Here is a 24756-nt window from a genome sequence, read left to right on the forward strand (position 1 = left end):
TAGTTTGTCTATTAAACAAACTAAGTTTTTTGTGTTAAAATAACGACAGTGAAATGATACAATGAGTGGCAGCAGCCATACGGACGGAGGCCATACCGAAGTGAAGCAGAAGACAACCGGAGATCTATCTCTGATCAAAAAAATGAACACCGCCATCGTGCTGGACGCCGTGCTCCGGCACGCTCCGCTATCGAGAGCTGAAATATCCGAGCGGACGGGACTGAACAAGGCGACGGTATCGAGCCTCGTTCAGGATCTCATCGACTCCCAGCTTGTGCTGGAGACGGGAACGGGGGAATCAAGCGGCGGACGGAAGCCGGTTATGCTTGTTTTCGACCGGAAGGCGGGGTATGCGATAGGCATTGATCTTGGCGTGAACTATATTCGCGGGGTGCTGACGGATCTGGAAGGCCAAGTGGTCGCCGAGCTGGAGAGAGCCTTGAAGCAGCGGGAGCTGAAGTATGCACTCGAGCAGCTGTCTGCTTGCATACGCGAATTAATGGATGAAGCAGAGGGGAGCGCCTACGGCATTGTCGGAATCGGCATAGGGGTTCCGGGTATTGTGGACGGCGAGGGAACGATCTTGTTCGCCCCTAACCTCGAATGGCAGGATGTGGAGCTGAAGTCGTACATCGAGGAGCAGTTCGGCCTGCCTGTCACGATCGACAATGAAGCGAATGCAGGTGCCCAAGGCGAGCAGAAGTACGGCGCTGGACGCCATATCGCCCATCAGATCTATGTCAGTGCGGGGGCTGGGATCGGAACGGGCATCATCCTGAACAAGGAGCTGTATCAGGGGGCATCCGGCTACTCCGGTGAGCTCGGCCATCTGTCGATTGAAGTGGACGGCAAGCCTTGCAGGTGCGGGAATCAGGGATGCTGGGAGCTGTACGCCTCGGAGAATGCGCTCTTGGAACAAGCTGCCGAGCTGGGACTCGGCTATGACAATCTCGACGCGCTTGTGGCCGCCGCGGACAGCGGTCATGAGGAAGTGCGTGCGCTGTTCGGCCGAATCGGCCGTTACCTCGGGGCAGGCATTGCGAATATCGTGAATGTGTTCAACCCGAACGTCGTCATTATTGGCAATCGCATGAGCCGCGCCTCCGCTTGGCTGCGCGAGGCGGTTCTGGAGGAAGCGCAGAAGCGGACGCTGTCCTACCACCGCAGTCAGCTGCAGATTCTTTTCGCAGAGCTGCATGATCAGTCGGCGGTAAGAGGCGCGGCTTATTATGCGATTCGGGCTTTTTTCACCAAGATCAAGAGCGGGCAGCAGCTACTCCGTTGAGGCGCGGGCAGCCTTCGTGAGGATGGTCTTGAACTGCTGCTGGAACGGCTCCGGTGCAGCCCAGGCCTGCTTCCCTTCGGGAGTGCTGAGCAGAATGTACTTGCCCTCGGCATCCCCTTCCATGATGAGCTCCTTGAACTTGACTCTGGGATTGCTCTGATAGACAACGAAGCCGGCGGCAGCTTCCCATCCAGCAGGCAGCAGGGTAGGCTGGGCTTGCAGCAGAGCATCATACAGCACCTTCGTCTCCGGCGACTGTTCGGTTAAGCTGAGGAAGATCTTGTCCTGCTTCGTGAACAGAATATGAGTGCCCTCCTCCTGCCATCCCGCTCCTTGCGCCATGTAGGTAGAGATCTCGTCACGCGGATATAGTCTCTCGTCAATCGGCTGCTGCAGCGGGTACAAGGTGAGGAGGAACATCAGTCCCCCAGCAGCTACCGCTGCTCTCGCCGCCCAGCGGCTGGTCATTCTGGCTTGCAGCAGATAGGCTGCGATTAATCCGATCGGCAGCGCAATGCCAGGTCCCCCGAATTGCAAGGAGAAGCCTTGCAGGTCAAGCCGCAGCGATAACGCACCTAGGAAGATTAGCGCTAGTACACGCAGGAACAGCCATCTCTCGCTCTCCCCTTCCCCCTTGCGCCTTGCCAGCCATGCGATAAGCGTTGCCAATATCAGAATAAGGATCAGCTGAATGCCGATCGCCCAAGCCCACGATTGAGCAGATATAACCATTGTAATCTCCTTCCCCCTTCTCTTCCCTTCGTCATCCCACAGCCTTATCTCACATCTTCCCATCTTAACATAGGGACCCTGCTCGCAAGAAATGTAACCAACAAAAAGCAGGCTTAAATCCACCAATCTCTATTCATTCCAGACGGCAGCTCTCCAGGTGGGAGCAGCTCTGGGGCTCCCTTGCCACACTATCCCCTTCCATCAGGATCGGGCTGGGCTCTGGCTCCCTTGCCACACTATCCCCTTCCATCAGGATCGGGCTGGGCTCTGGGCTCCCTTGCCACACTATCCCCTTCCATCAGGATCGGGCTGGGCTGGGCTGAGTGGTGAACAATAAGGACCTACTAAAAATACATCTTCTGATTAGAGAGTTCCTCCAGTCCCTCCCGCTCCTCCAGTTCCTGAACGAAGGGGATAGTGTGCAAAAGGAGAAAAGGAACGATATCGATCTACGGGAGCTGGTCGCTGCAAAGAACCCCAATACATGAATGACATGCATTGGGGTTCTGGTAGTTGTTGCATTAGCGTTAGTGTGAGGCTTCTCGGCTTACCGGCTGTGGCTGAGTCATCGGCTCGTGCTTCAGCTTGAATAGCGGAACAAGCAGCAGCATGCCTAGCAGCATGAGAACTCCCGATACGGTGTAGATGGACACTAGGGAGAATACCTTAAGTGCAGGTCCAGAGACGGCCATCATAATGACCATCATGCCCATGAACAGTGGATTAAGGACGCCATTGACGCGGCCAACATAAGCTTCCTCTGTTGATTGCAGAATCAAGGTGTTGATTCCAATCTGGATACAAGGCATCGTTAGTCCTGCAAAAAATTGCAGGATTAGCGTAATCGTCGTATTGGTAGACATCCCAATGCCGATTATGGTAGCGCCGTTCACCAGCATCCCGAGAGCGAGCAGCTTTTGCGGGGAGATTTTCTTAGCGAGAACCATCACTCCACCGCTTCCGACCAGCATCGAGATGCCATAGACCATCATAATGAACTGCAGGAATTCCTTCGGCTCGCCTAATCGATCGGTTACGATGAAGATGCCAAGCGTCTGGATTATGCCGACTGCCAGACCAGCAAGGGCGAACGTTCCTCCAAGAATCTTAAGCGTCATGCTGCGCATGACATAACGTAATCCATCAGCCAGCTCAGCCTTGAAGTTAGCCATAGGTGCTGATGGTGTTGACGAAGCTCCTGGTTCCGCATCTGTCGCAGACTTCGCTTCCTTCTTGTCAGAAGGCAGACGAAGCAGGACGAGAGCAGACAGTAGGAAGGCTACGCCCATTACAGCGATAGATGGAATGATGTCGAACTTCTGGTACACGTAGATCCCGAGCGCTGGACCGAATACCATGAAGATGCCCATCATGGATTGGAACAGAGCCATCGCTTGCTGAAGCTGCTCCTGCGGAATGTGCTGCTTGAACAGCTTCATGGCGGACGGCTGGGAGAATTGCGACAGGATTGCTGAGATGAAGGTGGCGAAGTAGATCATCTCCCAAGATCCGTAATACAGGGTAATCAATACGACGAACACCGATACGGCAGATAACAGATCACACCAGATCATCGTCAATCTCGGACGCCAGCGGTCAGCGAACGTGCCGCCAATAATGGAGAAGACGAAGATGGGGGCGAATTCCACGACTGAGATGAGGGATATGGCAATAGGATCACTGTCCGTCTTGTCTGTCACATACATCAGAATCGCGAAGTTCCTCACCCATATTCCAATCTGCAACAAGATGTTGGAGAGTAGGATGGTCTGGTAGAACTTGTTGCTGAACAAGCTGCCCCCAGCAGTTGAAGCCTTAGTAGACATGGTTAGAGATACAACTCCTTATCTGAACATAATAGCTCTTAATTATATAGCGCCGGAAGCTCACTGTCAGCAGCATTCTGCTTCCAGCTGTGAGCAAGCTCCTTGACTGCGCGTTCATAAGACTTCGCGGCTGTGGCGCTGGATCCCGATGTTGGCTGGAGGAGGTCGCGATAGTCGAAGCGCGGCTTATCTTCCAGCTTCAGCTTCTCTAGGATGGAGAATGTGAAGGCAGCTCCTCCATAGGCTGACCAGTCGGCTTGAAGCGCTCTGTTCGAATGGGTGCCCAGGTTCAGAGTGAACTGCTCCCTTGTCCAGATGGCAGCCAGGTTGGTAGAAGAAGCGATATACCTTCTCCCATCTATATGATTGCGAATCTCGTAGACGCCCATCTCGCGTTCCTGCTGCTGATAGTGCTGGGTCAATTGCTTGCGGTAGTGCTTATCGTTCAGTGAGGCTGGTGCTGTCATTGCAAGTGGACCTCCTTGTATAGTCATTATTTTACTTCACCCAATATTTACTTCCATCCGCCTCGCGACCTAGATAGCCGTACTCAATAAGGTACCTTCTCAGTGTGACATAATCTTCCTTCCAGAATGGCTTGAGCACCTCATTAATCTCATGCTCCGTATAGTGCTGGGCACTATTGAAAAAAGTTGCGATATGACGAAGAATCGCAATCTTGCGCTTCTCCTTGCGGGGGAAGCTCGTCAGCGGCCCCTGTGGACCTTGCGGCAAATATTGCTTCATCAACGCTTCATATTCGGCTTCGGTTATGGCATATCGCTCATCGACCTGCGTAGCTGTTCGATGGATAGGGATGAACTTGGAGGGGACAGCCTTGGATGAGCTGGAAGTGGCGGACAAGCTGGCTCCGCTGGCTGAGTCCGCGCTGTGATCCATGAGCTCCATGACGGCTAGAAGGAGCTTCGCTTGCTTCGCCTTCTCCTTCAGCACGAAGCGGTGATTGCGGATAGTCGAGGCGCTTCCCGATCCGGCTTGCTTCACGATATCCGCATCCGACATCCCTGCTGCGAAGGATCGAATGAGATCGCGCTGGAGGTCCGTTAGTCCGGCAGCTTTTTTGTCCAGACTGAGCAGATACTCCAGCATAGAGCCATGTGCTTCCTTCAAGTGATGCGCAGCTTGCTTCCGCGCCTCATACCACTTGGTATCATCACCTTCGCTCGCCCGATACACTGCCCCGTCCTCCCAGCTCTGTCCGCATACGAGACAGATGTACTGCTCCAGCTTCTCATCATACGTATAGCCTCGCTTCAACTCCTCCAGCGACGCTGACCAGAATCTCTCTGTTATGTCCATATAACAAACACCCCATATTATCGTTTGGTTATTATATAGACATATTATATTATTGTTTGGTTTATTGCAATAGACTGCGGCTGCATGGCAAAGGTAAAAAGCCGCAGGACATGCCTAGCCTTTCGGCAGCTCTGCAGCGATGTATTTTGGCGCTATTGCGCCGAGCTGGGCTGCTGCGGGGCTGCAGCGACAGATTTTGGCGCTATTGCGCCGAGCTGGGCTGCTGCGGGGCTGCAGCGACAGATTTTGGCGCTATTGCGCCGAGCTGGGCTGCTGCGAGAGCTGCAGCAACACATTTTGGCGCTATTGCGCCGAGCCGGCCTGCTGCGAGAGCTGCAGCGACACATTTTGGCGCTATTGCGCCGAGCCGGCCTGCTGCGGGGGCTGTAGCGACACATTTTGGCGCTATTGCGCCGGGCTGGGCTGCTGCGAGAGCTGCAGCGACAGATTTTGGCGCTATTGCGCCGAGCTGGGCTGCTGCGAGAGCTGCAGCGACACATTTTGGCGCTATTGCGCCGGGCTGGGCTGCTGCGAGAGCTGCAGCGACACATTTTGGCGCTATTGCGCCGGGCTGGGCTGCTGCGAGAGCTGCAGCGACACATTTTGGCGCTATTGCGCCGAGCTGGGCTGCTGCGAGAGCTGCAGCGACAGATTTTGGCGCTATTGCGCCGGGCCGGGCTGCTGCGAGAGCTGCAGCGACAGATTCTGGCGCTATTGCGCCGGGCCGGGCTGCTGCGAGAGTTGCAGCGACAGATTCTGGCGCTATTGCGCCGGGCTGGCCTGCTGCGGCGGCTGCAGCGACAGATTCTGGCACTATTGCGCCGGGCTGGGCTGCTGCGAGAGCTGCAGCGACAGATTCTGGCGCTATTGCGCCGGGCTGGCCCGCTGGCAACCGCCAGCGGGCTAAGCCCCATAAAAAAGCCGCCGAACCCCAAGCCCGGCGACTCCAAAACCCGCCGCTATGCGCGGCGGGGGCGTGCGGCGAGGAACAGCCGCACCACATTCTCCGCAGCCTGCGCCAGCAGCGGCCGCGATCGCAACACCACATCGTCCAGCCCGGCCGGGCCGTCGACGATGGAGAACATGGCGCTAACGCCCTGTGCATACAGGGCGTCCGCGCCCGGGCCGAGCCCGCCTGCCAGGCAGACGGCGGGCACGCCATGCTTGCGGGCGAGGCCCGCAACGCCAGCGGGGGCCTTGCCGCTGGCGGTCTGGCCATCGGCAAGGCCCTCACCTGTGAGGACGAGGGCCGCGCTTGCAATAGCGTCCTCCAGCCGGGTGATTCCGGCTAGGAGGGCGAAGCCGGGGCGCAAGGACGCGCGGAGGAATACCGCGGCGCCTGCGCCCATGCCGCCTGCCGCACCGGCTCCCGGCAGGCTCTCCACCTCAGCGCCGAGCGAGCTTCGCAGCTCAGCGCTAAGCCGCATTAGTGCCCTGTCCAGCAGCTGTACATCATCAGCTGATGCTCCCTTCTGAGGAGCATACACTGCAGCAGCACCATATGGGCCGCATAGCGGATTGTCCACATCGCAGCAGACGTCGAACACCGTCTCCTCTAGACGATGATCTGCTCCTGCAGCATCAATGGCCTTAAGCCTAAGCAGCTCGGCCCCTCCGTCCCCCAACTCCTGCCCAGCCTCATCCAGGAACCGGAAGCCAAGCGCCTGCGCCATCCCCATGCCGCCATCATTCGTTGCACTGCCTCCGAGACCTAATACGATTCGTCTAGCCCCCCGATTCAGCGCATCTAGAATAAGCTCGCCGGTTCCTCGACTGGACGTTATCAAGGGATTGCGTTCATCCTCTCGAAGCAAGGCCAGTCCTGAGGCTGCTGACATCTCCACAACGGCAGTCCCATCCTCCAGCAGAGCATAGGACGCCTCGACGAGGGTCCCCAGCGGGCCTCGAACGTGTGCACGAACAAGCTCCCCTCCTTGAGAGGAGAGTACCGCAAGCACCGTCCCTTCCCCTCCGTCCGCAACAGCCGCAATCCGAATATCAGCATCCGGCCATGCCCGGCGTACTCCTTCAGCCATTGCCTCCGCCGCTTCTGCGGAGGTCAAGCTTCCCTTGAACTTGTCTGGCGCAATGACAACCCGATCCCCGCCTATGCCGCTATCCGCCAACCTGTTCACATCCACCGCTGCTTTCCTCCCTCTCTTTTGAAAAAAAAAAAAAAACACTACCTCCCCTAACTCACCCGAACAACCTCCACATCACCTTCCGCCTCAACAGCGGTAACTCAGTTCTCTGACCTCTGACCTCCAATCACTCATCCCTCTTCTATAATCTACCAATACTCAATCTCCTCCACCTTGCCGTCCTTGTTGAACCTAATCCTCATCTGATCCCCTCCCACACCTGGGGGACTATACTTATTCTTGGAGCCAATCATATAGAGGAACTCAAAGTGCTGCTCCGACTTGTAATCATTAGGATACTCCGGTGCTCCAAGCACGTTCACCACACCCTGACGGTCCAGGCCAATCAGGTCGTGCTTCCTTAACGTGTCTTCGAGCATATAGATCCGCATGGAGCGTTCGCTGACCCAGCGATTGTATGAATACTGACTCGTCCGCTCGTTAGCCAGCATGGTGAGAACGGCATCCGATGAGATGAGGACGCCTAGCACAATGAATCCCAGCAGCTGAGCCGACTTAATTGAGGCTTCGCCAGCGTACTTGTTATAGTAGACCAGCCCGGCGGCCGCGAGCGCCCACGGCAGCAGGAGTCCAGCGACGACATACCACTCCATCGTGAGATGATACTTCTCAATGAACAGCGCCCAGATGATATACACACAGATGAACAGCACGATACCAAGTCCGCCTATAATGCCATACAACAGCTTCTCCCTATAATTCGTAGACTCCGCTCTCTCAACGTTAAGTTCATCGCCAGCATTATCCATCCTCTTAAGCCACCCTCTCCGCGTCCGCATAAGTTGATCTCCACCTCGAGTATAACCCAGATTGTTCCAGATGAGGAGAGCTTGCCAGCCAGTCATGCAAAAAAAAACACCCTGTAAAAAAACAAAACACCTCGTAAAAACAAAAACAGCAAGCCTCCAAGAGGCTTGCTTGTCAAAATGGCTTGCTTGTTGTTCAAATTACTTACTTGTTCTCAAAAATGACTTGCTTGTTGTTCAATACGCTTACTTGTTCAACTAAGCTTGTTTGCTCAAATTACTCAATCGTTCAACAAAGCCAGCTCTCTCAAATTACTCAATTGTTCAACAATGGCTTGCATGTTCGAATCCCTACTTGTTGAACAAGCTTACTTGTTCAACAATATCTTCAATCTCATCGGGCTCGGACATCCAGCTCCTGAACGAAGGGGATAGTGTCCAAAAGGAGAAAAAAAGCGATATCGACCTCATATCAGAGAGCCTGCCGGCTGTAAGGCACAGCAGCAAGGCTGTGGTTGAGTTGAACCTACCATCATGTGTTGAACTAACCAGTATCAGTTGAACTTACGAGCTTCAACTTGATTAACGAACAGCTAAGCCGGCAGCTCTCTGCGGTCCTTCGGCAGGAACACCGACAATAACCCCAGCAGCGGCAGGAAGCTAGCGGCAACCATCACGCTCGGAAGCGTGTAGACATCGGCTGCGGCTCCCAGCACGACAGCGCCTAATGCGCCAAGGCCGAAGGCAAGGCCGGTAATGAGGCCCGAGGCCATGCCGACCTTACCCGGCAGCAGCTCTTGCGCATACACGACGCTTACGGAGAAGCCGGATTGCAGGATGAAGCCGAGCACGATCGCGACCGGATACACCCAAGGCAGCGGCAGATGCGGCAGGATCGCTGCGAATGGCGCGGCACCGAAGATGGAGAACAGCATCATCCGCTTGCGCCCGAACCGGTCGGAGAAGATCCCGCCAGCGAAGGTGCCGGCTACCCCGGCCGCCATGAATAGGAACAAGGGCACCTGGGCAAGCTGCTTCGATATGCCGTAATGGTCCTCTACATAGAATTGATAGAAGCTGGATATCGCCGCGGCGTACCAGGAACGAGCGAATACGAGCAGCAGCAAGAGCGACAGCGCGAAGGCAATCACTCTCCGATCCTTCTGTGCCTGCAGCTGCTGCGCCTCCGTCAGCACCTTCTTCTTCTTAACAGGCTTGCCCTTCAGCGTTAACTGCGTGGAATACCAAGGGACAACTCGCAGCAGGATGATAATCGCTGTTATCGCCAAGAGCGTTCCCCAGATCGCCCCTCCCTGCCCCAGCGGCAGGAAGATGAAGATCGTCATGAGCGGAGCGAGCGACTGGCCGAAGTTGCCGCCTACCTGATAGATGGACTGGGCGAGGCCTCGCCGCTCACCAGCAGCGAAGTATACGACACGCGAGCCCTCTGGATGGAAGACCGCAGAGCCGAGACCGACGCACATGACCGCAGGAATGAGCAGCCAGAAGGTTGGAGCAATGGATAATCCAATCATGCCGAGGAGGCTCATCCCCATGCCGACTGGCAGCAGCCACGGTGTCGGACGCTTGTCCGAGATGATTCCTACAACTGGTTGAATAACAGAAGAGGTCATATTCAAGGTGAACACAATCCAGCCCACTTGGGCGTAATTCAGATTGAGCGACTCTTCGAATACGGGGAATAAGGCTGTAACGACTGATTGCATCGCATCATTAAGCAGATGCACGGAGGAGATGGCCATTAGAATCGTATAGATGGTACCCGTCTGAATGGCTGCTGCTCTCGCTGGATTACTGGCGGACATGGTGCAGAACCTTCTTTCCCCTGAAGTATAATGATTAGCTGAACTTCACGCATACCGGCTTCGGCAGAGAGAGAGACTTCCCTGTCCGATGCAGCTTGCCCGTCTCCTTATCAATGGCGAATAAGACAAGCAGATCGCTGTCCTGATTCGCTGCGAGGAGATAAGCGCCGTCCGGCGTAATCGCGAAGTTCCGAGGCGTCTCGCCTCCGGAGCTTACATGCTGAATGACAGACAGCTGACCCGTGTTCTGATCTACTCGGAAAACGGTCAAGGAGTTATGGCCTCTGTTCGAGCAATATAGATAACGGCCGGATGGTGATAAGTGAATATCTGCGGAATCATTGTAGCCATCGTAATCTTCCGGCAAGGAGGAGATGTGCTGCACTTGCTCCAACAGTCCATGCTCTTCATCGGAACGAAGCACAGATACTGCCGAGCCCATCTCATTCATCACATAGGCTATAGGCAAGTGGCGGTGGAAGACGAGATGACGAGGCCCGCCGCCGGCAGGCAGCTTGCATTCGCTATGTAGAGTAAGTGTTCCGGCTGAAGCATCCAGCTTGTAGACGAATACGGAATCAAGTCCAAGATCAGGCACATACACATAGGGGGCAGTAGGATGAGGTACGATGGCATGAGGATGCGGTCCCTCTTGTCTCGCTTTGTTCGGTCCACTATCCCCGCGCTGAGGGAGCAGTACGGCTGCAGAATCCAGCTGACCGTCCGTCTTAGTGGGGAACATGGCGATATTGCCTCCTCCATAGTTCGAAGCGAGCAGCACCTGTCCCTTGGCATCTGTGCTTACATAACAAGTGTATCCGCCGTGGGCTCCTCTCTCGTTCAGGAAGCTGAGCTTCCCCGTTACACGGTCAATTCGCAGAGCAGCTACTTCCCCCGTGTCCGTCTCGCTGGTCGCATAGAGAGTGCCGCCGCCCGGATGCAAGGTTAAGTATGAGGCATTGTCGACATGGGCGAGCGCTTGTATAACCTCTAGTTGCCCCGTCTCTCCATCGAAGGAGCAGACATGAATGGTCGGCTCGCTCTCCGCGCCGTAACTTCCGATATAGAGGAGTCCTGAATACTTGCTTTCTGTTGACATTCGCTTCATCACCTTTCCTTTTTCCTTATTTACCCTCAGATAGCTTCTATGTTACTCCTGTTGCCTTGCAAAATCTATCCTTACCCCGCCCTCTTCACAAATCTCATCCGGTATGATATGATGTAAGCGCTAACAAGTTACCGCTTTCATTTCAATATCGAAGGGGGATTATGGAATGATGAAGGTCGTGCGGGATACAAGAAATGTGTATGAGGACTTCGAGCTCGAATCGGATATTCTCTATTATCGCATTGGCTCGCTTGGAATCGTCAGCTTCCACGGTAGAAACTATAATATTAAGAAGAGAATGACTACCGAACAGATCAAGCAGCTGACGAACGAGCCGAGCTTCTTCCAGGTCAGCTCGAATTGCTTCATTAATCTGCGCAAGGTGAAGTCCATCGAAGGCGGCAAGGTGCTGTTCGGTACGGATTACTCCGAGTCCAAGCAGGTTGAAGTTCCGCGGCGCAAGCAGGTCGTCATTGAGAAGCTGTTCACACAGCAGAGCTCGAGCACGAGTCTTCGCCGAACGCCGTAGCAGGCCAGAGCAGCCCCTTCTCCACATGGAGGAGGGGCTGTTTTTGTGCTATTCTAAGATGGGTTAATAGATGACATAACGATGAGCAGGATAATGACCAGGAGGTAAGATAATCATGACGAAGCATTCCGAAGCATTCGAGCAATTATTCCATGAAGAACCAGCAGTCTGGCTCCGCTACGGCGCCTATGAAGCGGCCGTGCTGCCAGGCGTAGGAGCGAACCTGATCGCCTTCCGTGACCGGGAGCAAGGCTTCAGCCTGCTTCGCGAGCCCCTCGCTGAGGAGATGGCGGAATTCAAGGCACGGCCGTTCGTTCACGGCATTCCTGTACTATTCCCTCCGAACCGCTATGAGGACGGCAAGTTCGAATGGAACGGCCGCACTTATACGTTCCCTGTGAATGAAGAAGCGACAGGCAATCATCTCCACGGCTTCGTTCACTCCGAGCAGTGGGAAGTGACGGACTATGGCGCCCTGAAGTCTGAGAGCTATGTCGTGCTAACACTTACGGTGCGTGAAGGACATGCTGTATACGAATATTTGCCGCATGAGTTCACGCTGACGCTTCGCTATTCCTTGAGCGAGCAAGGGCTGCTTCAGCAGATTACGGTTCGGAATGACGGGCGCGAGGCGATGCCTTGTATGATTGCTTTTCACACGACGATTAATGCTCCGTTCGACCCGAACAGTTCCAGCAAGGATTGCTCGTTCAAGATGACGATCGGGAATCGCTGGGAGCTGAGCGAGCGGATGCTGCCGACCGGACAGTTCCAGCCGCTCAAGGAACAGGAGCAAGGGATGAAGGACGCGGGAATCTCTCCGTACTGGGAATCGATGGACAACCATTACACAGTAGAGCCGCAGAATGGGCGCAACGCCATGGAGCTGACGGACAACCGTACGGGCACAACTCTTGTCTACGATGCTGGCACCGCGTACAAGCAGTGGATGATCTGGAACAACGGCGGTACGCCGGGCTTCTTCTGTCCGGAGCCGCAGCTGAACCTCGTTAATGCGCCGAATGTGGATCTGCCAGCCGATGAGATTGGCCTGGTCGGTCTGGAGCCGGGCGGCATCTGGGAAGAGACGAGCCGGTTGTATGTAAGAGCTGCAGTGACCAAGTAATCGGCTGCAGCAGATTGAGGGGAGGAGGGGGACAATGAGGGTAAGAATAAGGCTTAGGTTGACGATGTTCATGACGATACTCGGGCTCACGCTCCTTGTCCCCTCTCCGCAATCTGCAGAGGCTGGGGTCATTGACCGAATCAAGGACATCTATAATACGCCTGAGCGTATCGCCGAGCTGCAGCAGCAATATATGGACGCACAAGCTCAGCTGAAGCAGCAGCAGGAGCAGCTGCAGGAATCGCTGCGTCAGGCCGAAGAATTCGCGGCGAAGCAGGAAGAGCTGCAGCGGCAGAATGAACAGCTGCTTGCGCAGAATGCTTCCCTCTCAGCCGAGCTGGAGCGGGCTCAGCAGGACAAGCGGCTCTTCACCCGGAAGCTCATTCTGTCTGCCATCATCGTGCTTGCCTTCCTCTGCGCCTATCTGCTGTCGATTCGGATCTGGCGCTATGTCGTCTGGCGCAGGCAGCGAGCTGGCCAGGGAGGGGATTCCCGCTCATGAAGGTGACCTCACCCGCTCCAATCGGACATGCCTCTCTTCAGCTCGAAGCTGGGGAGAAGCTCCATGTGCTGCATCCGAAGGCGATACTCGCGTTCCAAGGAGCCCCTTATCTTCGCGAGGATCGATTCCTGGATCTGGCCGGCATGTATCGGAAGAAGAAGTGGATCAAGTCGGTGCTAGAGGGGCCGTCTACGCTGCTGCTCGGCTTGCCTCCGGGCTGCTCGCTGCTTACTGTGCCTATTCCGGAGGACAGCAATCTACTGTTCGACTACCGGCATATTCTCTACTACACGGACGGCATCACGATGCGCAGCGTCATCCAGAAGATCAAGAACGCCTGGATTACGCGCGAATTCGTCCGGATGCGCTTCAGCGGTCCCGGACAGGTCGGTGTGATCATGGCCGGTGAAATGGCCGTCATGCAGCTGGAAGCAGACCGCCCGCTCTATGTAGAGAACGGCTCTCTCATCGCCTACCCCGAGACAGCCAGCATCCGGCTTGCGGTCTATGGCAATCAGCTGGCCAGCCAGCATATGAAGGTGCAATGGGAGATTACGGGCAGCGGACCCGTGCTCATCCAGACGGGGTCGCAAGATACAGGGCTGGAGGAGCAGCTTCAGAGCGGCGGCATCGTGAAGCGCTTGCTGCGCGAGGTGCTGCCGTTCGGCAGTGTGTATATTAAGTAGAATATGTTAAAGGCGGCCCGCACGAGGGGATAACACCTCGTACGGGCCGCTTTTCGTTCGGGTAGCTTTCGTTGTAGAGTGGGCTCTTCCCGGACCAACTCCTTCGTGCTATAGCATCACATTGTGATGCTGCAGGCCGCTGGCGAGGCCAGTTCTCTGCTATAGCATCACATTGTGATGCTGCAGGCCGCTGGCGAGGCTAGTTCGCCGCTACAGCATCACATTGTGATGCTGCAGACCGCTGGCGTAGCCCGTTCGCCGCTGTAGCATCACATTGTGATGCTACAGGCCGCTGGCGAGGCTAGTTCGCCGCTGCAGCATCGCATTGTGATACTGTAGCTCATCCAGATCTCTGCCCGGCTACCCGATTACGGCGTGACGGTCCCTAGTCCGGCTCCGAAAAAATGAGGTGCCCCTAAAGCCTGCGGCTTCTGGGGCACTCCCTTAAGACACTATCTAATTAAACGCCCTTAAACGAGAACCGGAACGCGTAGCTGCGGTTCGCGAAGAGGGTGAACTCCTTCTCCGGCTTCGAGCCCCAGCTGTCATGTCCGCCGACGCCCATCTGGCGGTAGTTGACCCGCACGACAGTCTTGTCGCTGACAGGCAGCTTGTAGATATGGTCGTTCTGCTCCAGCTCGTCGGCGGAGTATGGCAGAGCATTCAGCTCAACCGTAGGCAAGCCGTGAATGGCAAGCCCTTGCCCCTTCGCATTCGTGAGCGCAGCTGAGCGAACGCCAGTCTTGTTGCCGCACTCCTGCGGACGCAGGTAAGGGACGAACTGCTCCTCGACCGTTCCCTCATGAAGGGCCAGCTTGGCGCTGGTCTGACGGTCCCAATAATTCTCATGCGGACCGAGGCCGTACCAGCTAATCTGGTCGTACTCTGGTGGAAGCTCGAACTTAACGCCGATCTCCGGAATCTCCGGCAGATTGGAAGCCGGCTGGAGCTCCTGCATGACCGTAACCTGACCATCTCCAGTAATTGCGTAGAAGAGATCGACGGTGGAATGAGCGGCTTCAGGCAGTGTGTAGCGGACTGCAAGGTGAGCGGCATCCGCGCTAGTGCTCCAAGTGAAGCTGTTCAACACTCGCTCTGCGGATGCGCTCTGCCATACCGCGCAGCGCTCCTGCTGATTGTTGCCGCGGTCATTGTCCGTGTACGGACGCCAGAAGTTCGGCGTCAGCCCCTGCTTCAAGCGCTCTTGGCCGTCGTATTCGTAAGAAGACAGAATGCCAGTCGCCAGCGTGAAGCGAGCGGAGAAGCCGGCGCCTGCTACGATCAGCTCATCCGCCGTCTGCTCGAGACGCGGCGCAGCTGCAGCCGCACTCGAAGTGTCGCCTACCGCAGGCTTGACTGCTACCGGAACAATGAACTGCTGGAACGCCAGCTCATGTCCCTGCTCCGCCCATGCCGTCCCTTCCTTCAGCAGCATACGCACGGTTAGGACGTACTCTTCCCCTGCAGCCGCCTCGGCTGGAAGCTCGAACGGAACGGATACCTCTTCAGCCGCTTCAGGGTCGGTATTCAGCTGGAATTCACCTTGCTGGATCGTCTTCCCGTTCACAGCCAGCTGCCATTCAAAGCTATACTCGCTTAGCGATGTGAACAGGTTGCGATTCGTCACACGAAGCTTGCCTGCAGCGAGGTCTACCCCTTCGAACTTCACGTATTCGTAGCACTTCTTCACCTCTAGCAGCTTAGGCGTGATCGTGCCGTCTGCGAACAGCAGCCCGTTCCCGCAGAAGTTGCCGTCATGCGGCGATTCCCCGAAGTCCCCTCCGTACGCCAGTGCTGAAGTGCCGTCCGGCAGTTGAATACGAATCGCCTGATCAATCCAATCCCAGATGAAGCCGCCTTGCAGGATCGGATACTTCTCGAACAGCTCCCAATACAGATGCAGACTGCCGCATGAGTTACCCATCGCATGGGAATATTCACAGAGAATGAACGGCTTCTGCGGCTGGTTCAGCGCATACTGCTCCACGACATGCGGCGTCGTATACATATGGCTCTCGATGTCCGAAGCCGCCTCCGAAGCACGATAGTGGAACACGCCTTCATAGTGAACGAGCCGGGAAGGATCTGCTTCCTTGAATAGGTCATACATCTTGATAAAATTATCCCCGCCGAACGATTCATTCCCGAGCGACCAGATGATGATGGACGCGTGGTTCTTGTCCCGCTGCAGCATCGAATTGGCGCGGTCCAGCACGGCGCCCGTCCAAGCTGGATTGCTGCCTGGAACGGTGTCCAGCAGCTCCTTCTGTCCATACTTCCAGGAGCCATGCGTCTCAAGGTTCGTCTCGTCAATGACATAGAGACCATACTCGTCACACAGCTTGTACCAGAGCGGATGATTCGGATAATGCGAGGTCCGAACGGCATTCACATTGTACGCCTTCATCAGCTTCACATCACGGATCATATCCTCCTCACCAACGGCGCGGCCAGTATCGCAGGAGAATTCGTGGCGATTGACACCGCGGAACAGCACACGCTTGCCGTTAATCTTCATAAGTCCGTCCTTCAGCTCGAACTTGCGGAAGCCGACCTTGCAGGAGATGGCTTCAAGCAGGCTGCCCTCTTCATCGAATAGAGAGACAACAAGCGTGTACAGATTCGGCTGCTCCGCGCTCCACTTCAGCGGATTGTCCACCCCAGCCTGAAGCCGCACAGAAGGATGGTCCGACCCATCCAGTGTGATAGCTGCCGTTAAGGGTGACGTGAATACTGGATTGCGCGCGGCATCATACAGCACCGCTTCCAGCTTAACCGCGCCGGATTGCTGCGTATAGTTCAGAAGCTTCGCTTCAAGAATGAACTCCGCATCCCGATACTGCTCATCAAGCTCGGTCTTCGCGAAGAAGTCATAGATATGCACGTTCGGCGCAGTGTGGAGGAAGACATCCCGGAAGATGCCGCTCATCCGCCAGAAGTCCTGATCCTCCAGCCAGCTCGCATCACACCAGCGATACACCTCAACCGCCAGCTTGTTCTCACCAGGGACAAGGTACGGAGTCAGATCGAACTCGGCTGGCGTGAACGTATCCTCACTGTAGCCGACAAGTTCGCCATTCACCCATACATAGAAGGCCGATTCCACCCCTTGGAAGTTGATGAAGACAGGCTGTCCCGCCCATTCCGCTGGAACGGTGAACGTGCGAACATAAGAGCCGACCGGATTATACTCGGTTGGAGCGAATGGAGCTTGAATATCTTCACTTCCCTCCCAAGGGTAGCGGACATTCGTATAATGCGGGTAATCATAGCCCTGCAGCTGCCAGTGAGCGGGGACGGTAATCTCATCCCAGCTTGCGCTGTCGTAATCTGTCTCATAGAAGTTCACAATACGCTCGGACGGGTTCTTCGCCCAGGCGAACTTCCACTTGCCGTTCAAGGACAAGACGCGGTCCGACGGCTGGCCTTCATAGGCGGCATCGGTGCTGGCATAGGAAGTCCGGCTTGCATGCGCCTCCATCCGATTCAGCGCATAGATCTCTGGGTTATTATTCCACTCGGGGTAGCCATTGGCTGGCGCCGAGTACTTGTATTTGGTTCGCATAGGAGAAGCGCCTCTTTCCTCTACTAGAAGTATTTTAATCATGACATGAATATTATAATTGGTTAAAATACTAATATAAATACAAGTATTTTCACATGGCTATTAAAATATGAAGATTAGTGAGGAGAGCTGCGCATGGCGGATACGATGATCTTCCCAAGCTTGACGGAAGCGGAACTGCTGCTGCCGGTCTATCTATGCGGTGCTGGACATTGGGATCATCAGAATGCGCTGCATCGGCCGGAGGGATACCCTCATTATCAATGGCTGCAGGTCATTCGCGGGGAGGGAAAGCTGCGTGTGGGCGGGCTGACCTATACGGTGAAGGCGGGGGAGGGCTTGTTCCTGCTGCCTGATGAGGAGCATGAATATAAGGCGGTGAAGGAGCCGTGGGAACTGAGCTATGTCGCCTTCGACGGCCGCGAGGCTGCGGCGCTGGCACAGATGGCGGGACTTAGCCGGTCCGGTCCATACGAGGTGTCGAACACGGACATTATCCTCGCTCACATGAACAGCCTCGTCTCGGCGGCTCAGTCGGAGCGCGGTTTCGCTGGACTCGAGTGCTCGAAGCTGGTCTATGCGCTGCTGCTCGACCTGGCGAAGTCGATTACGCTCAGCCGCCATGCCGTCTCCCGGCATATGACTAGATTGCAGCCTGTCATCGACTATATTAAGCAGCATTATGCGGAGCAGATCGCTTTGAGCGACCTTGCTGAAGTGGCGGCTGTCACTCCTCAGCATCTGTGCTTATTATTCAAAAAGGCCTATCAGCTGCGACCGATGGAAGCGGTCAACCGTGAGCGGGTGAGCCGCAGCAAGGAAGCGATGTTCCAGGAGCGCGGCCTCCTAATGAAGGAGATCGCGCTCTTGGTGGGCTACGACAACCCCAGCTACTTCAGCGCCCAGTTCAAGCGCTACGAGGGCATGAGCCCCGAGCAATTCAAGCAGCTTCATGGGCTGGGGTAGATGCTTAGAGGCCACCTTGTAGGCGGCCTCTGTAGGGGGAGATTGGTTAATATGCAGGCTAATGATTAACAATCGCATACACAGTAATCTATTTGAACTCATTAAACTCATCAAAGTAACAAGTTAAAAACTGTATTTTACTGTTGAAAAAAACTGTGTCAGGTTCACGATTCAACGAATAGACTGATTGCTTATCACCTAGCCATTCCCACTGACTGCAAAGTGACTCTAGTATCGAAGCAGCGCTGCAATCCGTTAAAACGACCTTCAGCTTATAATTAACGTTGATTTTATACCATCCATCTATTTTATAATATTGTTCTAATTGTTGAATTTCTGAACTTGTTACATAGTCACGTAATCTTTCTCCAACTGATTGAACAATTTCTAGTGACTCACTTTGTGAGCTGCTGATACAAAAGATACTCAATTGCATTGTTTATAATCCCCTATCAGAAGTCCATTAAATAAGGTCATTGTGTTGATAATAATCTTTCCAGTATCTTTTTTGCTGGATTATATGAAGGGTTCTTTTCAAGAACTTGATTAACCACTTGCAGAGATTTATTTTTATCTCCCTCTTCTAATAAAATTGAAGCATACAAAACCGCAGTTCTGCTATTGTTACTATTAAGGAGGAACGCTTCCTGAATGCACTCCTTTGCTTTAGTTCGATTACCAATAGCATCATAACAGGAGTATAAATGTTCAAGAGTTTTGAAATGCTTCATAAGCTCCTGTGATAATTCAAACCGTTTAATAGCTTCTACATACTCTTTCTTCTCAAAAGCATCTACACCGAGAGTATAATAATATAAGGCATTCTTATTAGTCATTTTAATCTTGCAGCTCCTATATTTCTGCTAATCTAGTACCTGCCGAAATAATCATCAGATACTTCACCATCGTTATTTAATTCTATTTCGTAATAAAAAATTTGAAAAAAAGTTTTTGGGTGCAATAAGTCAATATGAATTCTCATAAAAGGATATTCTCTATCGAAGTTATTAACATGTAAGGTAAATTTCCTATATTCAACAATCAAGTCACTTATCTTCAAGCCATCTTCAAGTTTGAATTCATCATCACTGAGATAATTATCTTCACTTTGACTGATCATTTCCTTGATTTGATTTTCTGCATATTCCTTTAACTGATCTATGTTGAAAATCTGATTAAACTGTTGTTCAACAAATTTTAAGTCCAAGTAACTTATCTCCTTTGATTCCTGCTAAGTATATGGTCAAAACTCAAGGTAATATTGCTTTTATCTGTTCTATGTAAGTTATTGTGTAGGGACGATTTGCAAAAGGTCAGATTTATCCATTCCCATTGCATGACATAAACTTTCTAATTTTGTGTATGTCTCTTGAGCAATTGGTAATCCTTCTTCAAGAATCGCTGCACATAGCGTTTCAAAAGCAACTCCCCACTCATCGTGCTCAAGGAGCTCAAGAATAAAATCAAAGTCTTCCTGTGGAAGTTCTGTTGTCATATTCACAATTTCCAGGATTTCTTTTGTTATATCCAATCCTAAGACTCCTTTCCATTTCTATATCAGCCAAATGTTATTAAATCTTCCCATCCCCATTTTTTAATTTCATCCATTATCGGGGTTTCTACAATCTTTTCTTCTTCCAAATATGCTTCTTCGTAATAGGACATCATATCAATCCATTGCGCAGTACACTCTGAGCACATTAATAGTAAATTTGAAGTAGCAGTCTCTTTTACAATCTCAACCCATCCTTGATCACAAGCTTTACACCAAGCTACTTTATATTCATAGATCATATGAACCATCTCCAATCTTTTCTCTGAAAAAATGCGCATACTCACTATAAGTAAATAGTCTATTAGTGTCTATCGTAACTAGAAACTCGAGAGATTAAATCTTTTTAATGTACACGCGAAAAAACCAAGTCTCTAGTTGACGACTTGGTTTTTGTGACTGAGTGTATAAATACCCTAACCCAAAATCCGCTCGATCTGCGACAGCTCTTCCGTGCTGAACTCGAGGTTGTCGAGGGCGTCGACGCAGTCTTCGACCTGGCTCACCTTGCTCGCACCGATCAGCGCGGACGTGACGCGCGGGTCACGAAGCACCCAGGCGAGGGACATCTGAGCGAGCGTCTGGCCGCGCTCGGCTGCGATGCCGTTCAAGCGCTGCACCTTGCCAATCAGCTCCTCATTGAGGTCGCTCTCCTTGACGAATACGCTCTTGCCTGCAGCGCGGGAATCCGCCGGCACGCCGTTCAGGTAGCGGTTCGTCAGCTTGCCCTGTGCAAGGGGGGAGAATACGATGCAGCCCGCCCCCTTCTCCTCAAGCACATCGAGCAGACCATTCTCAATCCAGCGGTCGAACATATTGTAGTTCGGCTGGTGGATGACGCCAGGTGTGCCAAGCGACTTCAGGATGCTAAGTGCTTCACGCGCCTGGTCCGCACCGTAGTTGGAGATGCCCACATAGAGCGCCTTGCCCTGGCGGACGATGAGATCGAGCGCGCCCATTGTCTCTTCGAGCGGCGTGTTCGGATCTGGACGGTGGTGGTAGAAGATATCGACATAATCAAGTCCCATCCGCGACAAGCTCTGATCAAGCGATGACACCAGGTACTTCTTGGATCCGAAGTCGCCGTAAGGTCCCGGCCACATGCCATAACCTGCCTTGCTGGAGATGATGAGCTCATCCCGGTATGGAAGGAAGTCCTGCTTCAGAATCTTGCCGAAGTTCTCTTCTGCAGATCCTGGAGGCGGTCCGTAGTTGTTCGCTAAGTCGAAGTGCGTCACGCCAAGGTCGAAGGCGCGGCGTACCATTGCACGGCCATTCTCATACAGGTCATTGCCCCCGAAGTTATGCCATAGTCCGAGAGAGATTCCCGGCAGCTTCAGGCCGCTGTTGCCTGACCGGTTATATCTCATCGTAGAGTATCGTTCACTGCTCGCTGTGTAAGGCATTGTTCATTCATTCCTCCTATTAAGTAGGTTCACTCCTCTATTCTAGCCCTAACTGTAGACCAATCCTATATCACCAAGTATGATAGTTATGTTATGATGTCTCCTAAGCCTATCTACTAAGCCTACCAACTAAGCGACAGGAGGTGAATCTATTCCATGGGCTTCAGCTATAAGAACGAGTCGCACCAATCCACCCCGAATATGGATCTGAAGCTGTACTACTGCGGTACCGAGTGCTGTACACCGCGCCATTCCTGGGGACCGGCGATGAAGGACCACTTCAAGATTCACTTCATACAGAAGGGTCGAGGCGTCTTCAGGTCTGGCGATCGCACCTACCACTTGAGCGAGGGGCAATGCTTCCTCTTATGTCCCGATGTCGTATCCTACTACGAAGCCGATGAAGAGGAGCCGTGGACCTACACTTGGGTAGCGTTCAATGGGCTAGGCGCTGAAGCCTACTTAAGGCGTGCGGGCTTGTCCCAAGAGCAGCCGCTCTATGTGGTTCAGGATGCCGAGGCCATGCAGGCTTCCTTCAATACGATCTTCCAAGCGTCGAAGGCCGGAACGAGCCGCGACGTGCAGCTCGTGAGCGCCTTGTATGCCTTCCTAGCCGAGCTGATTGAGGGGGCAGACTGCAACTCTGTCCAGACGATGAGAGGCACCTTGCCCAAGGACTATTATATGAACAAGGTAGTCGAGTTTATCGAGATCAACTATTCAAGATCGCTTGCCATTGCTGAGATTGCGGAGGTTGTAGGGCTTGACCGCAAGTATCTGGCTAGGATCTTCAAGGAAGCTTCCGGCGTCTCGCCTCAACAGTACCTCATTCAATTCCGTGTCCGCAAGGCGTGTCAGCTGTTGCAAGAGACAAGCCTGACGATCAGCCAGATCGCCTATTCCGTTGGGTACAGCAACCCGCTCCTCTTCTCCAAAATGTTCAAGCAAACGCAAGGCCTCTCCCCGCTCGCCTACCGAAACAACATATAATTATAGGACATGATTGCGCCATGTAATCATTTCCATTATGCTAGGGTGTAAGCACTTCCAATAGGAGGGATGTTATGGAATCCATACAGTCGTTATCTGACTTATTCGCATCCGGCGGAGCCGCTTCGTCTTACATTGAGGTTCCCGGCCAGTCTGCCAGAACCTTCGGTCAATCGACCTTCTCCGCCACCGTACCAATGAGCAAGCTGTTCATGATCTACGAGATTGACCTGGAAGTGCAGAGGCAGCTGATTCCGCGTAATGTATCGAGGCTGGTAGATTACATTCTGCTGTATCTGGAGCATGATCAGAATGTGTATTTTCCAGGAATTATCCTCTCTGCCCGTGGCGCTGGACTCTTGGAGGAATCCCCATTCAGCAGCACGTATCGGCTCCAGCCGATGGAGAAGTGCTATGTCGTGGACGGACAGCACCGGCTAGCAGCCTTCCGCCGGGCGATGGAGACGCTGCAGGGCAATATGGCCAGAGCGAAGGACCGCAGGGAGTTCGAGCGAGTAGAGGAGATCGGGGCCAAGCTGCGGAAGCTGTACGACTTCCCGATGTCGGTCATGATCTATCTCGACATCAGCTCCCGGCAGGAGCGTCAGCTGTTCTCCGACATTAACAAGCTTCCCCGCAAGATTGGCGGCAACCTCGCGATGCTGCGCGAGCAGCGTCGATTCTACCATGTGCTGGCAACCTCCCTCGTTGAACAAGAACCGATCATGAAGCAGCTCCCTACCGACCTGTTCTCCGAGCGCGGCAAGGACCCCGAGTATCTGTTCTCCTACTCCCTGCTCATCGAGCTGCTGTCGGGATTGTTCGAAGGCAGATTGAAGGGGAATGCAAGGAACAACAGCTACATCTATACCGAGGAGGATCTCGCCTCGCATCTCCAGCAAGCGGCGTTCTACTTCGAGCAGCTGCTGCTGAACCTCCCTGCTCCCAAGCGAGGAGAGCTGTGCTGGTCGGAGAATGTGCAGATTGCGCTGGCCCTGTTCTTCCACGAAGAAGCCTTCAAGACACTGGAGTTCAACCGCTACTCGCTGGCTCACGCCATGAATATTCTGCCCCACATCGATTGGAATGCCATCTACAAGAATGATGAGAAGGACCGTCTGCCGAGGCGGAGTCGCATTATGAAGGCGTACCAGTATGTTCGTGACTTCTATGACACCCGGCATCACCTGCTCTTAACGACGAAGGAGGATTCGGTATGAACGATGGACTTCCGCTTCGCATGACGATTCATCCCTACTGCGGCAAGTATGGACTTGCTACCATCTCGCTTCGTGTGCAGGATCTGCTGAATTATACGACGATTGATCCGATGGTGCAGCGCAAGCTGAGCAGCGGTCAGCGCAGGAAGATCGCGAACTACCTGCAGGAGCGTGAGCTCGACCACGTCTTCTTCGGCCCTGTCACGCTGTCGCTCCGAGAGGTCAGCTCGCTCGTGAAGGCGGAGGATCATCTCATCCTCGCTCACGGAGCGAAGCTGAGTATACTAGACGGACAGCATCGTATCCTGGCCCTCGGTTATACCAATGAGCAGCTGCGCAAGGAAGCTCGGCGATACGAGCGGGAAGTGATGCGGCTGAAGGTGAAGCAGCGGAAGAGTCCGGATGACCAGCAGATTCGCGAGATACTGGAAGGCCAGGAAGGACTGCTGAATCAGGTGGAGCTGCGCCGGTTGGATCTGCTGGAGAGCCAGCTTAGCGTGCAGCTGTATATTGGACTTAGTGAAGACGAGGAGAAGCAGCTGTTCGGCGACATTAACTCGAAGGTGCAGCTCGTCAGCAAGGAGCTCGGCCACGCCTTCGACGGCAGCGACCCGCTGAACACCGTACTGCAACAAGTGGCCGATCACAATGAGCTGCTCATCGCAGCAGGCATTGAGAATCGGAACAACCTGACTGCCTTCAACAAGAACTATACTTGCTTCTCTTGGCTCTATTCAGCGGCAACCATGCTCTACTCTGGCCGGATGCAGATGTCCTATGAGCTCGCCCGCCGCATTCGCAAGGACCCCACGCTGCACGCCGAGGTGCTGCATCAGTTCCTGAACAGCGTCCTGCCGCAGATGCCGGAGCAGCCGGGGCTCTCTAGCTATATCTCCTCCAGCCGCGTCGTCCAAGAGGCCATTGCGCTGTATGCCCATGAACAGCTCAGCCAAGGCAGCGGAGACAAGCGGGATTGGACCGATTCGCTGCGTGTGCTGAAGCAGGTGGATTGGACGCATCACAACGAGGAGATTGCGAGCCGGCTGGGCCGATTGGATAATGGCAAGCTGAATCTCGTCCATGAGAAGTCGCTGCGCAAGCATGAAGCGGTGCTCGACTACTTGAGAGGACTTGGCGTATCCGCACTGTCCTAGCCGAGGAGCAGCAGCGGTGTTATCTATAGCATGAAGAAGATCACCATTCCCTGAG

25 protein-coding genes are annotated in these 24756 nt (G+C 53.9%); 9 read left to right on the forward strand and 16 right to left on the reverse strand.

The window, feature by feature from the left end; translation table 11 throughout:
• Positions 1-61 precede the first annotated feature (61 nt).
• Entirely contained in the window at positions 62-1285 is a 1224-nt protein-coding gene (locus ACFO9Q_RS05365; RefSeq protein ID WP_379179472.1) for an ROK family protein, read from the forward strand.
• Here ACFO9Q_RS05365 and ACFO9Q_RS05370 read toward each other — a convergent pair.
• The 9 genes from ACFO9Q_RS05370 to ACFO9Q_RS05410 all read right to left on the reverse strand — a co-directional run bounded on the left by ACFO9Q_RS05370 (position 1274) and on the right by ACFO9Q_RS05410 (position 10996).
• The gene (locus tag ACFO9Q_RS05370) at positions 1274-2017 is read right to left on the reverse strand and encodes a hypothetical protein (RefSeq protein WP_379179474.1); all 744 of its coding nucleotides are present in this window, start codon (positions 2015-2017) and stop codon (positions 1274-1276) included. The genes ACFO9Q_RS05365 and ACFO9Q_RS05370 overlap by 12 nt on opposite strands.
• A gap of 527 nt (positions 2018-2544) precedes the next feature.
• Positions 2545-3843, reverse strand: a complete 1299-nt coding sequence (locus ACFO9Q_RS05375; RefSeq protein ID WP_379179476.1) for an MFS transporter — start codon at positions 3841-3843, stop codon at positions 2545-2547.
• Positions 3844-3881: 38 nt separating this feature from the next.
• Entirely contained in the window at positions 3882-4310 is a 429-nt protein-coding gene (locus ACFO9Q_RS05380) for a GIY-YIG nuclease family protein (RefSeq protein WP_379179478.1), read from the reverse strand.
• 31 nt (positions 4311-4341) lie between these two features.
• Positions 4342-5163, reverse strand: a complete 822-nt coding sequence (locus ACFO9Q_RS05385; protein ID WP_379179480.1) for a DUF2087 domain-containing protein — start codon at positions 5161-5163, stop codon at positions 4342-4344.
• 202 nt (positions 5164-5365) lie between these two features.
• A complete protein-coding gene (locus ACFO9Q_RS05390) occupies positions 5366-6055 on the reverse strand; it encodes a hypothetical protein (protein ID WP_379179482.1) in 690 nt (229 codons plus the stop codon).
• Positions 6056-6122: 67 nt separating this feature from the next.
• Entirely contained in the window at positions 6123-7304 is a 1182-nt protein-coding gene (locus tag ACFO9Q_RS05395; RefSeq protein WP_379179484.1) for a glycerate kinase, read from the reverse strand.
• Positions 7305-7453: 149 nt separating this feature from the next.
• Positions 7454-8104 (reverse strand): hypothetical protein, encoded by a 651-nt coding sequence (locus tag ACFO9Q_RS05400; RefSeq protein ID WP_379179486.1) that lies wholly within the window; start codon positions 8102-8104, stop codon positions 7454-7456.
• Positions 8105-8664: 560 nt separating this feature from the next.
• Positions 8665-9897, reverse strand: a complete 1233-nt coding sequence (locus ACFO9Q_RS05405; RefSeq protein ID WP_379179488.1) for an MFS transporter — start codon at positions 9895-9897, stop codon at positions 8665-8667.
• 34 nt (positions 9898-9931) lie between these two features.
• Positions 9932-10996 (reverse strand): lactonase family protein, encoded by a 1065-nt coding sequence (locus ACFO9Q_RS05410; protein WP_379179490.1) that lies wholly within the window; start codon positions 10994-10996, stop codon positions 9932-9934.
• Between the two features lie 175 nt (positions 10997-11171).
• Between ACFO9Q_RS05410 and ACFO9Q_RS05415 the strand changes: the two genes are divergently transcribed.
• The 4 genes from ACFO9Q_RS05415 to ACFO9Q_RS05430 all read left to right on the forward strand — a co-directional run bounded on the left by ACFO9Q_RS05415 (position 11172) and on the right by ACFO9Q_RS05430 (position 13848).
• Entirely contained in the window at positions 11172-11534 is a 363-nt protein-coding gene (locus tag ACFO9Q_RS05415; protein ID WP_379179493.1) for a LytTR family transcriptional regulator DNA-binding domain-containing protein, read from the forward strand.
• 115 nt (positions 11535-11649) lie between these two features.
• Positions 11650-12660 (forward strand): aldose 1-epimerase, encoded by a 1011-nt coding sequence (locus ACFO9Q_RS05420; RefSeq protein ID WP_379179495.1) that lies wholly within the window; start codon positions 11650-11652, stop codon positions 12658-12660.
• Between the two features lie 34 nt (positions 12661-12694).
• Entirely contained in the window at positions 12695-13162 is a 468-nt protein-coding gene (locus ACFO9Q_RS05425) for a hypothetical protein (RefSeq protein WP_379179497.1), read from the forward strand.
• Positions 13159-13848 carry an AIM24 family protein gene (locus ACFO9Q_RS05430; protein ID WP_379179499.1) on the forward strand — a complete coding sequence of 230 codons (690 nt, stop codon included), beginning with the start codon at positions 13159-13161 and terminating at the stop codon, positions 13846-13848. The genes ACFO9Q_RS05425 and ACFO9Q_RS05430 overlap by 4 nt, the downstream gene beginning before the upstream one ends.
• Positions 13849-14308: 460 nt before the next feature.
• Here ACFO9Q_RS05430 and ACFO9Q_RS05435 read toward each other — a convergent pair whose 3' ends face one another.
• Positions 14309-17413, reverse strand: coding sequence for a glycoside hydrolase family 2 TIM barrel-domain containing protein (locus ACFO9Q_RS05435; protein WP_379179501.1), 3105 nt, complete (start codon positions 17411-17413; stop codon positions 14309-14311).
• 135 nt (positions 17414-17548) lie between these two features.
• Here ACFO9Q_RS05435 and ACFO9Q_RS05440 point away from each other — a divergent pair, with 135 nt between their 5' ends.
• Complete coding sequence (locus ACFO9Q_RS05440; protein ID WP_379179503.1) at positions 17549-18379, forward strand: AraC family transcriptional regulator; 831 nt, start codon at positions 17549-17551, stop codon at positions 18377-18379.
• An 88-nt stretch (positions 18380-18467) separates the two neighbouring features.
• Here ACFO9Q_RS05440 and ACFO9Q_RS05445 read toward each other — a convergent pair whose 3' ends face one another.
• From ACFO9Q_RS05445 to mgrA, 6 genes are all read right to left on the reverse strand, one after another.
• Positions 18468-18815 (reverse strand): hypothetical protein, encoded by a 348-nt coding sequence (locus ACFO9Q_RS05445; RefSeq protein WP_379179505.1) that lies wholly within the window; start codon positions 18813-18815, stop codon positions 18468-18470.
• Between the two features lie 37 nt (positions 18816-18852).
• Entirely contained in the window at positions 18853-19215 is a 363-nt protein-coding gene (locus ACFO9Q_RS05450; RefSeq protein ID WP_379179507.1) for a tetratricopeptide repeat protein, read from the reverse strand.
• A 32-nt stretch (positions 19216-19247) separates the two neighbouring features.
• Positions 19248-19586 carry a hypothetical protein gene (locus ACFO9Q_RS05455; protein WP_379179509.1) on the reverse strand — a complete coding sequence of 113 codons (339 nt, stop codon included), beginning with the start codon at positions 19584-19586 and terminating at the stop codon, positions 19248-19250.
• 78 nt (positions 19587-19664) lie between these two features.
• The gene (locus ACFO9Q_RS05460; protein WP_379179511.1) at positions 19665-19910 is read right to left on the reverse strand and encodes a MafI family immunity protein; all 246 of its coding nucleotides are present in this window, start codon (positions 19908-19910) and stop codon (positions 19665-19667) included.
• 26 nt (positions 19911-19936) lie between these two features.
• Entirely contained in the window at positions 19937-20173 is a 237-nt protein-coding gene (locus ACFO9Q_RS05465; protein ID WP_379179513.1) for a hypothetical protein, read from the reverse strand.
• A 174-nt stretch (positions 20174-20347) separates the two neighbouring features.
• Complete coding sequence (mgrA, locus tag ACFO9Q_RS05470) at positions 20348-21337, reverse strand: L-glyceraldehyde 3-phosphate reductase (protein WP_379179515.1); 990 nt, start codon at positions 21335-21337, stop codon at positions 20348-20350.
• Positions 21338-21493: 156 nt separating this feature from the next.
• On the opposite strand from mgrA, the gene ACFO9Q_RS05475 reads away from it, so the two are divergent.
• From ACFO9Q_RS05475 to ACFO9Q_RS05485, 3 genes are all read left to right on the forward strand, one after another.
• The gene (locus ACFO9Q_RS05475; RefSeq protein WP_379179517.1) at positions 21494-22327 is read left to right on the forward strand and encodes an AraC family transcriptional regulator; all 834 of its coding nucleotides are present in this window, start codon (positions 21494-21496) and stop codon (positions 22325-22327) included.
• Positions 22328-22401: 74 nt separating this feature from the next.
• Complete coding sequence (locus tag ACFO9Q_RS05480; protein WP_379179519.1) at positions 22402-23547, forward strand: DNA sulfur modification protein DndB; 1146 nt, start codon at positions 22402-22404, stop codon at positions 23545-23547.
• On the forward strand, positions 23544-24701 hold the full coding sequence (locus ACFO9Q_RS05485) for a DNA sulfur modification protein DndB (RefSeq protein WP_379179521.1): 1158 nt from the start codon (positions 23544-23546) through the stop codon (positions 24699-24701). The genes ACFO9Q_RS05480 and ACFO9Q_RS05485 overlap by 4 nt, the downstream gene beginning before the upstream one ends.
• The last annotated feature ends 55 nt before the right edge of the window (positions 24702-24756 follow it).

Origin of the sequence: Paenibacillus sp. GCM10023252, assembly GCF_042653305.1 — a bacterium.
Classification (GTDB): Bacteria; Bacillota; Bacilli; order Paenibacillales; family Paenibacillaceae; genus Pristimantibacillus.

Coding starts and splice junctions, on each gene's coding strand:
- ACFO9Q_RS05445 (WP_379179505.1), bottom strand. CDS start 18,815: ATGCAATTGAGTATCTTTTGTATCAGCAGCTCACAAAGTGAGTCACTA.
- ACFO9Q_RS05420 (WP_379179495.1), top strand. CDS start 11,650: ATGACGAAGCATTCCGAAGCATTCGAGCAATTATTCCATGAAGAACCA.
- ACFO9Q_RS05375 (WP_379179476.1), bottom strand. CDS start 3,843: ATGTCTACTAAGGCTTCAACTGCTGGGGGCAGCTTGTTCAGCAACAAG.
- ACFO9Q_RS05380 (WP_379179478.1), bottom strand. CDS start 4,310: ATGACAGCACCAGCCTCACTGAACGATAAGCACTACCGCAAGCAATTG.
- ACFO9Q_RS05435 (WP_379179501.1), bottom strand. CDS start 17,413: ATGCGAACCAAATACAAGTACTCGGCGCCAGCCAATGGCTACCCCGAG.
- ACFO9Q_RS05415 (WP_379179493.1), top strand. CDS start 11,172: ATGATGAAGGTCGTGCGGGATACAAGAAATGTGTATGAGGACTTCGAG.
- ACFO9Q_RS05385 (WP_379179480.1), bottom strand. CDS start 5,163: ATGGACATAACAGAGAGATTCTGGTCAGCGTCGCTGGAGGAGTTGAAG.
- ACFO9Q_RS05400 (WP_379179486.1), bottom strand. CDS start 8,104: ATGCGGACGCGGAGAGGGTGGCTTAAGAGGATGGATAATGCTGGCGAT.
- ACFO9Q_RS05410 (WP_379179490.1), bottom strand. CDS start 10,996: ATGTCAACAGAAAGCAAGTATTCAGGACTCCTCTATATCGGAAGTTAC.
- ACFO9Q_RS05475 (WP_379179517.1), top strand. CDS start 21,494: ATGGGCTTCAGCTATAAGAACGAGTCGCACCAATCCACCCCGAATATG.
- ACFO9Q_RS05480 (WP_379179519.1), top strand. CDS start 22,402: ATGGAATCCATACAGTCGTTATCTGACTTATTCGCATCCGGCGGAGCC.
- ACFO9Q_RS05485 (WP_379179521.1), top strand. CDS start 23,544: ATGAACGATGGACTTCCGCTTCGCATGACGATTCATCCCTACTGCGGC.
- ACFO9Q_RS05450 (WP_379179507.1), bottom strand. CDS start 19,215: ATGACTAATAAGAATGCCTTATATTATTATACTCTCGGTGTAGATGCT.
- ACFO9Q_RS05465 (WP_379179513.1), bottom strand. CDS start 20,173: ATGATCTATGAATATAAAGTAGCTTGGTGTAAAGCTTGTGATCAAGGA.
- ACFO9Q_RS05405 (WP_379179488.1), bottom strand. CDS start 9,897: ATGTCCGCCAGTAATCCAGCGAGAGCAGCAGCCATTCAGACGGGTACC.
- mgrA (WP_379179515.1), bottom strand. CDS start 21,337: ATGCCTTACACAGCGAGCAGTGAACGATACTCTACGATGAGATATAAC.
- ACFO9Q_RS05430 (WP_379179499.1), top strand. CDS start 13,159: ATGAAGGTGACCTCACCCGCTCCAATCGGACATGCCTCTCTTCAGCTC.
- ACFO9Q_RS05365 (WP_379179472.1), top strand. CDS start 62: ATGAGTGGCAGCAGCCATACGGACGGAGGCCATACCGAAGTGAAGCAG.
- ACFO9Q_RS05370 (WP_379179474.1), bottom strand. CDS start 2,017: ATGGTTATATCTGCTCAATCGTGGGCTTGGGCGATCGGCATTCAGCTG.
- ACFO9Q_RS05425 (WP_379179497.1), top strand. CDS start 12,695: ATGAGGGTAAGAATAAGGCTTAGGTTGACGATGTTCATGACGATACTC.
- ACFO9Q_RS05440 (WP_379179503.1), top strand. CDS start 17,549: ATGGCGGATACGATGATCTTCCCAAGCTTGACGGAAGCGGAACTGCTG.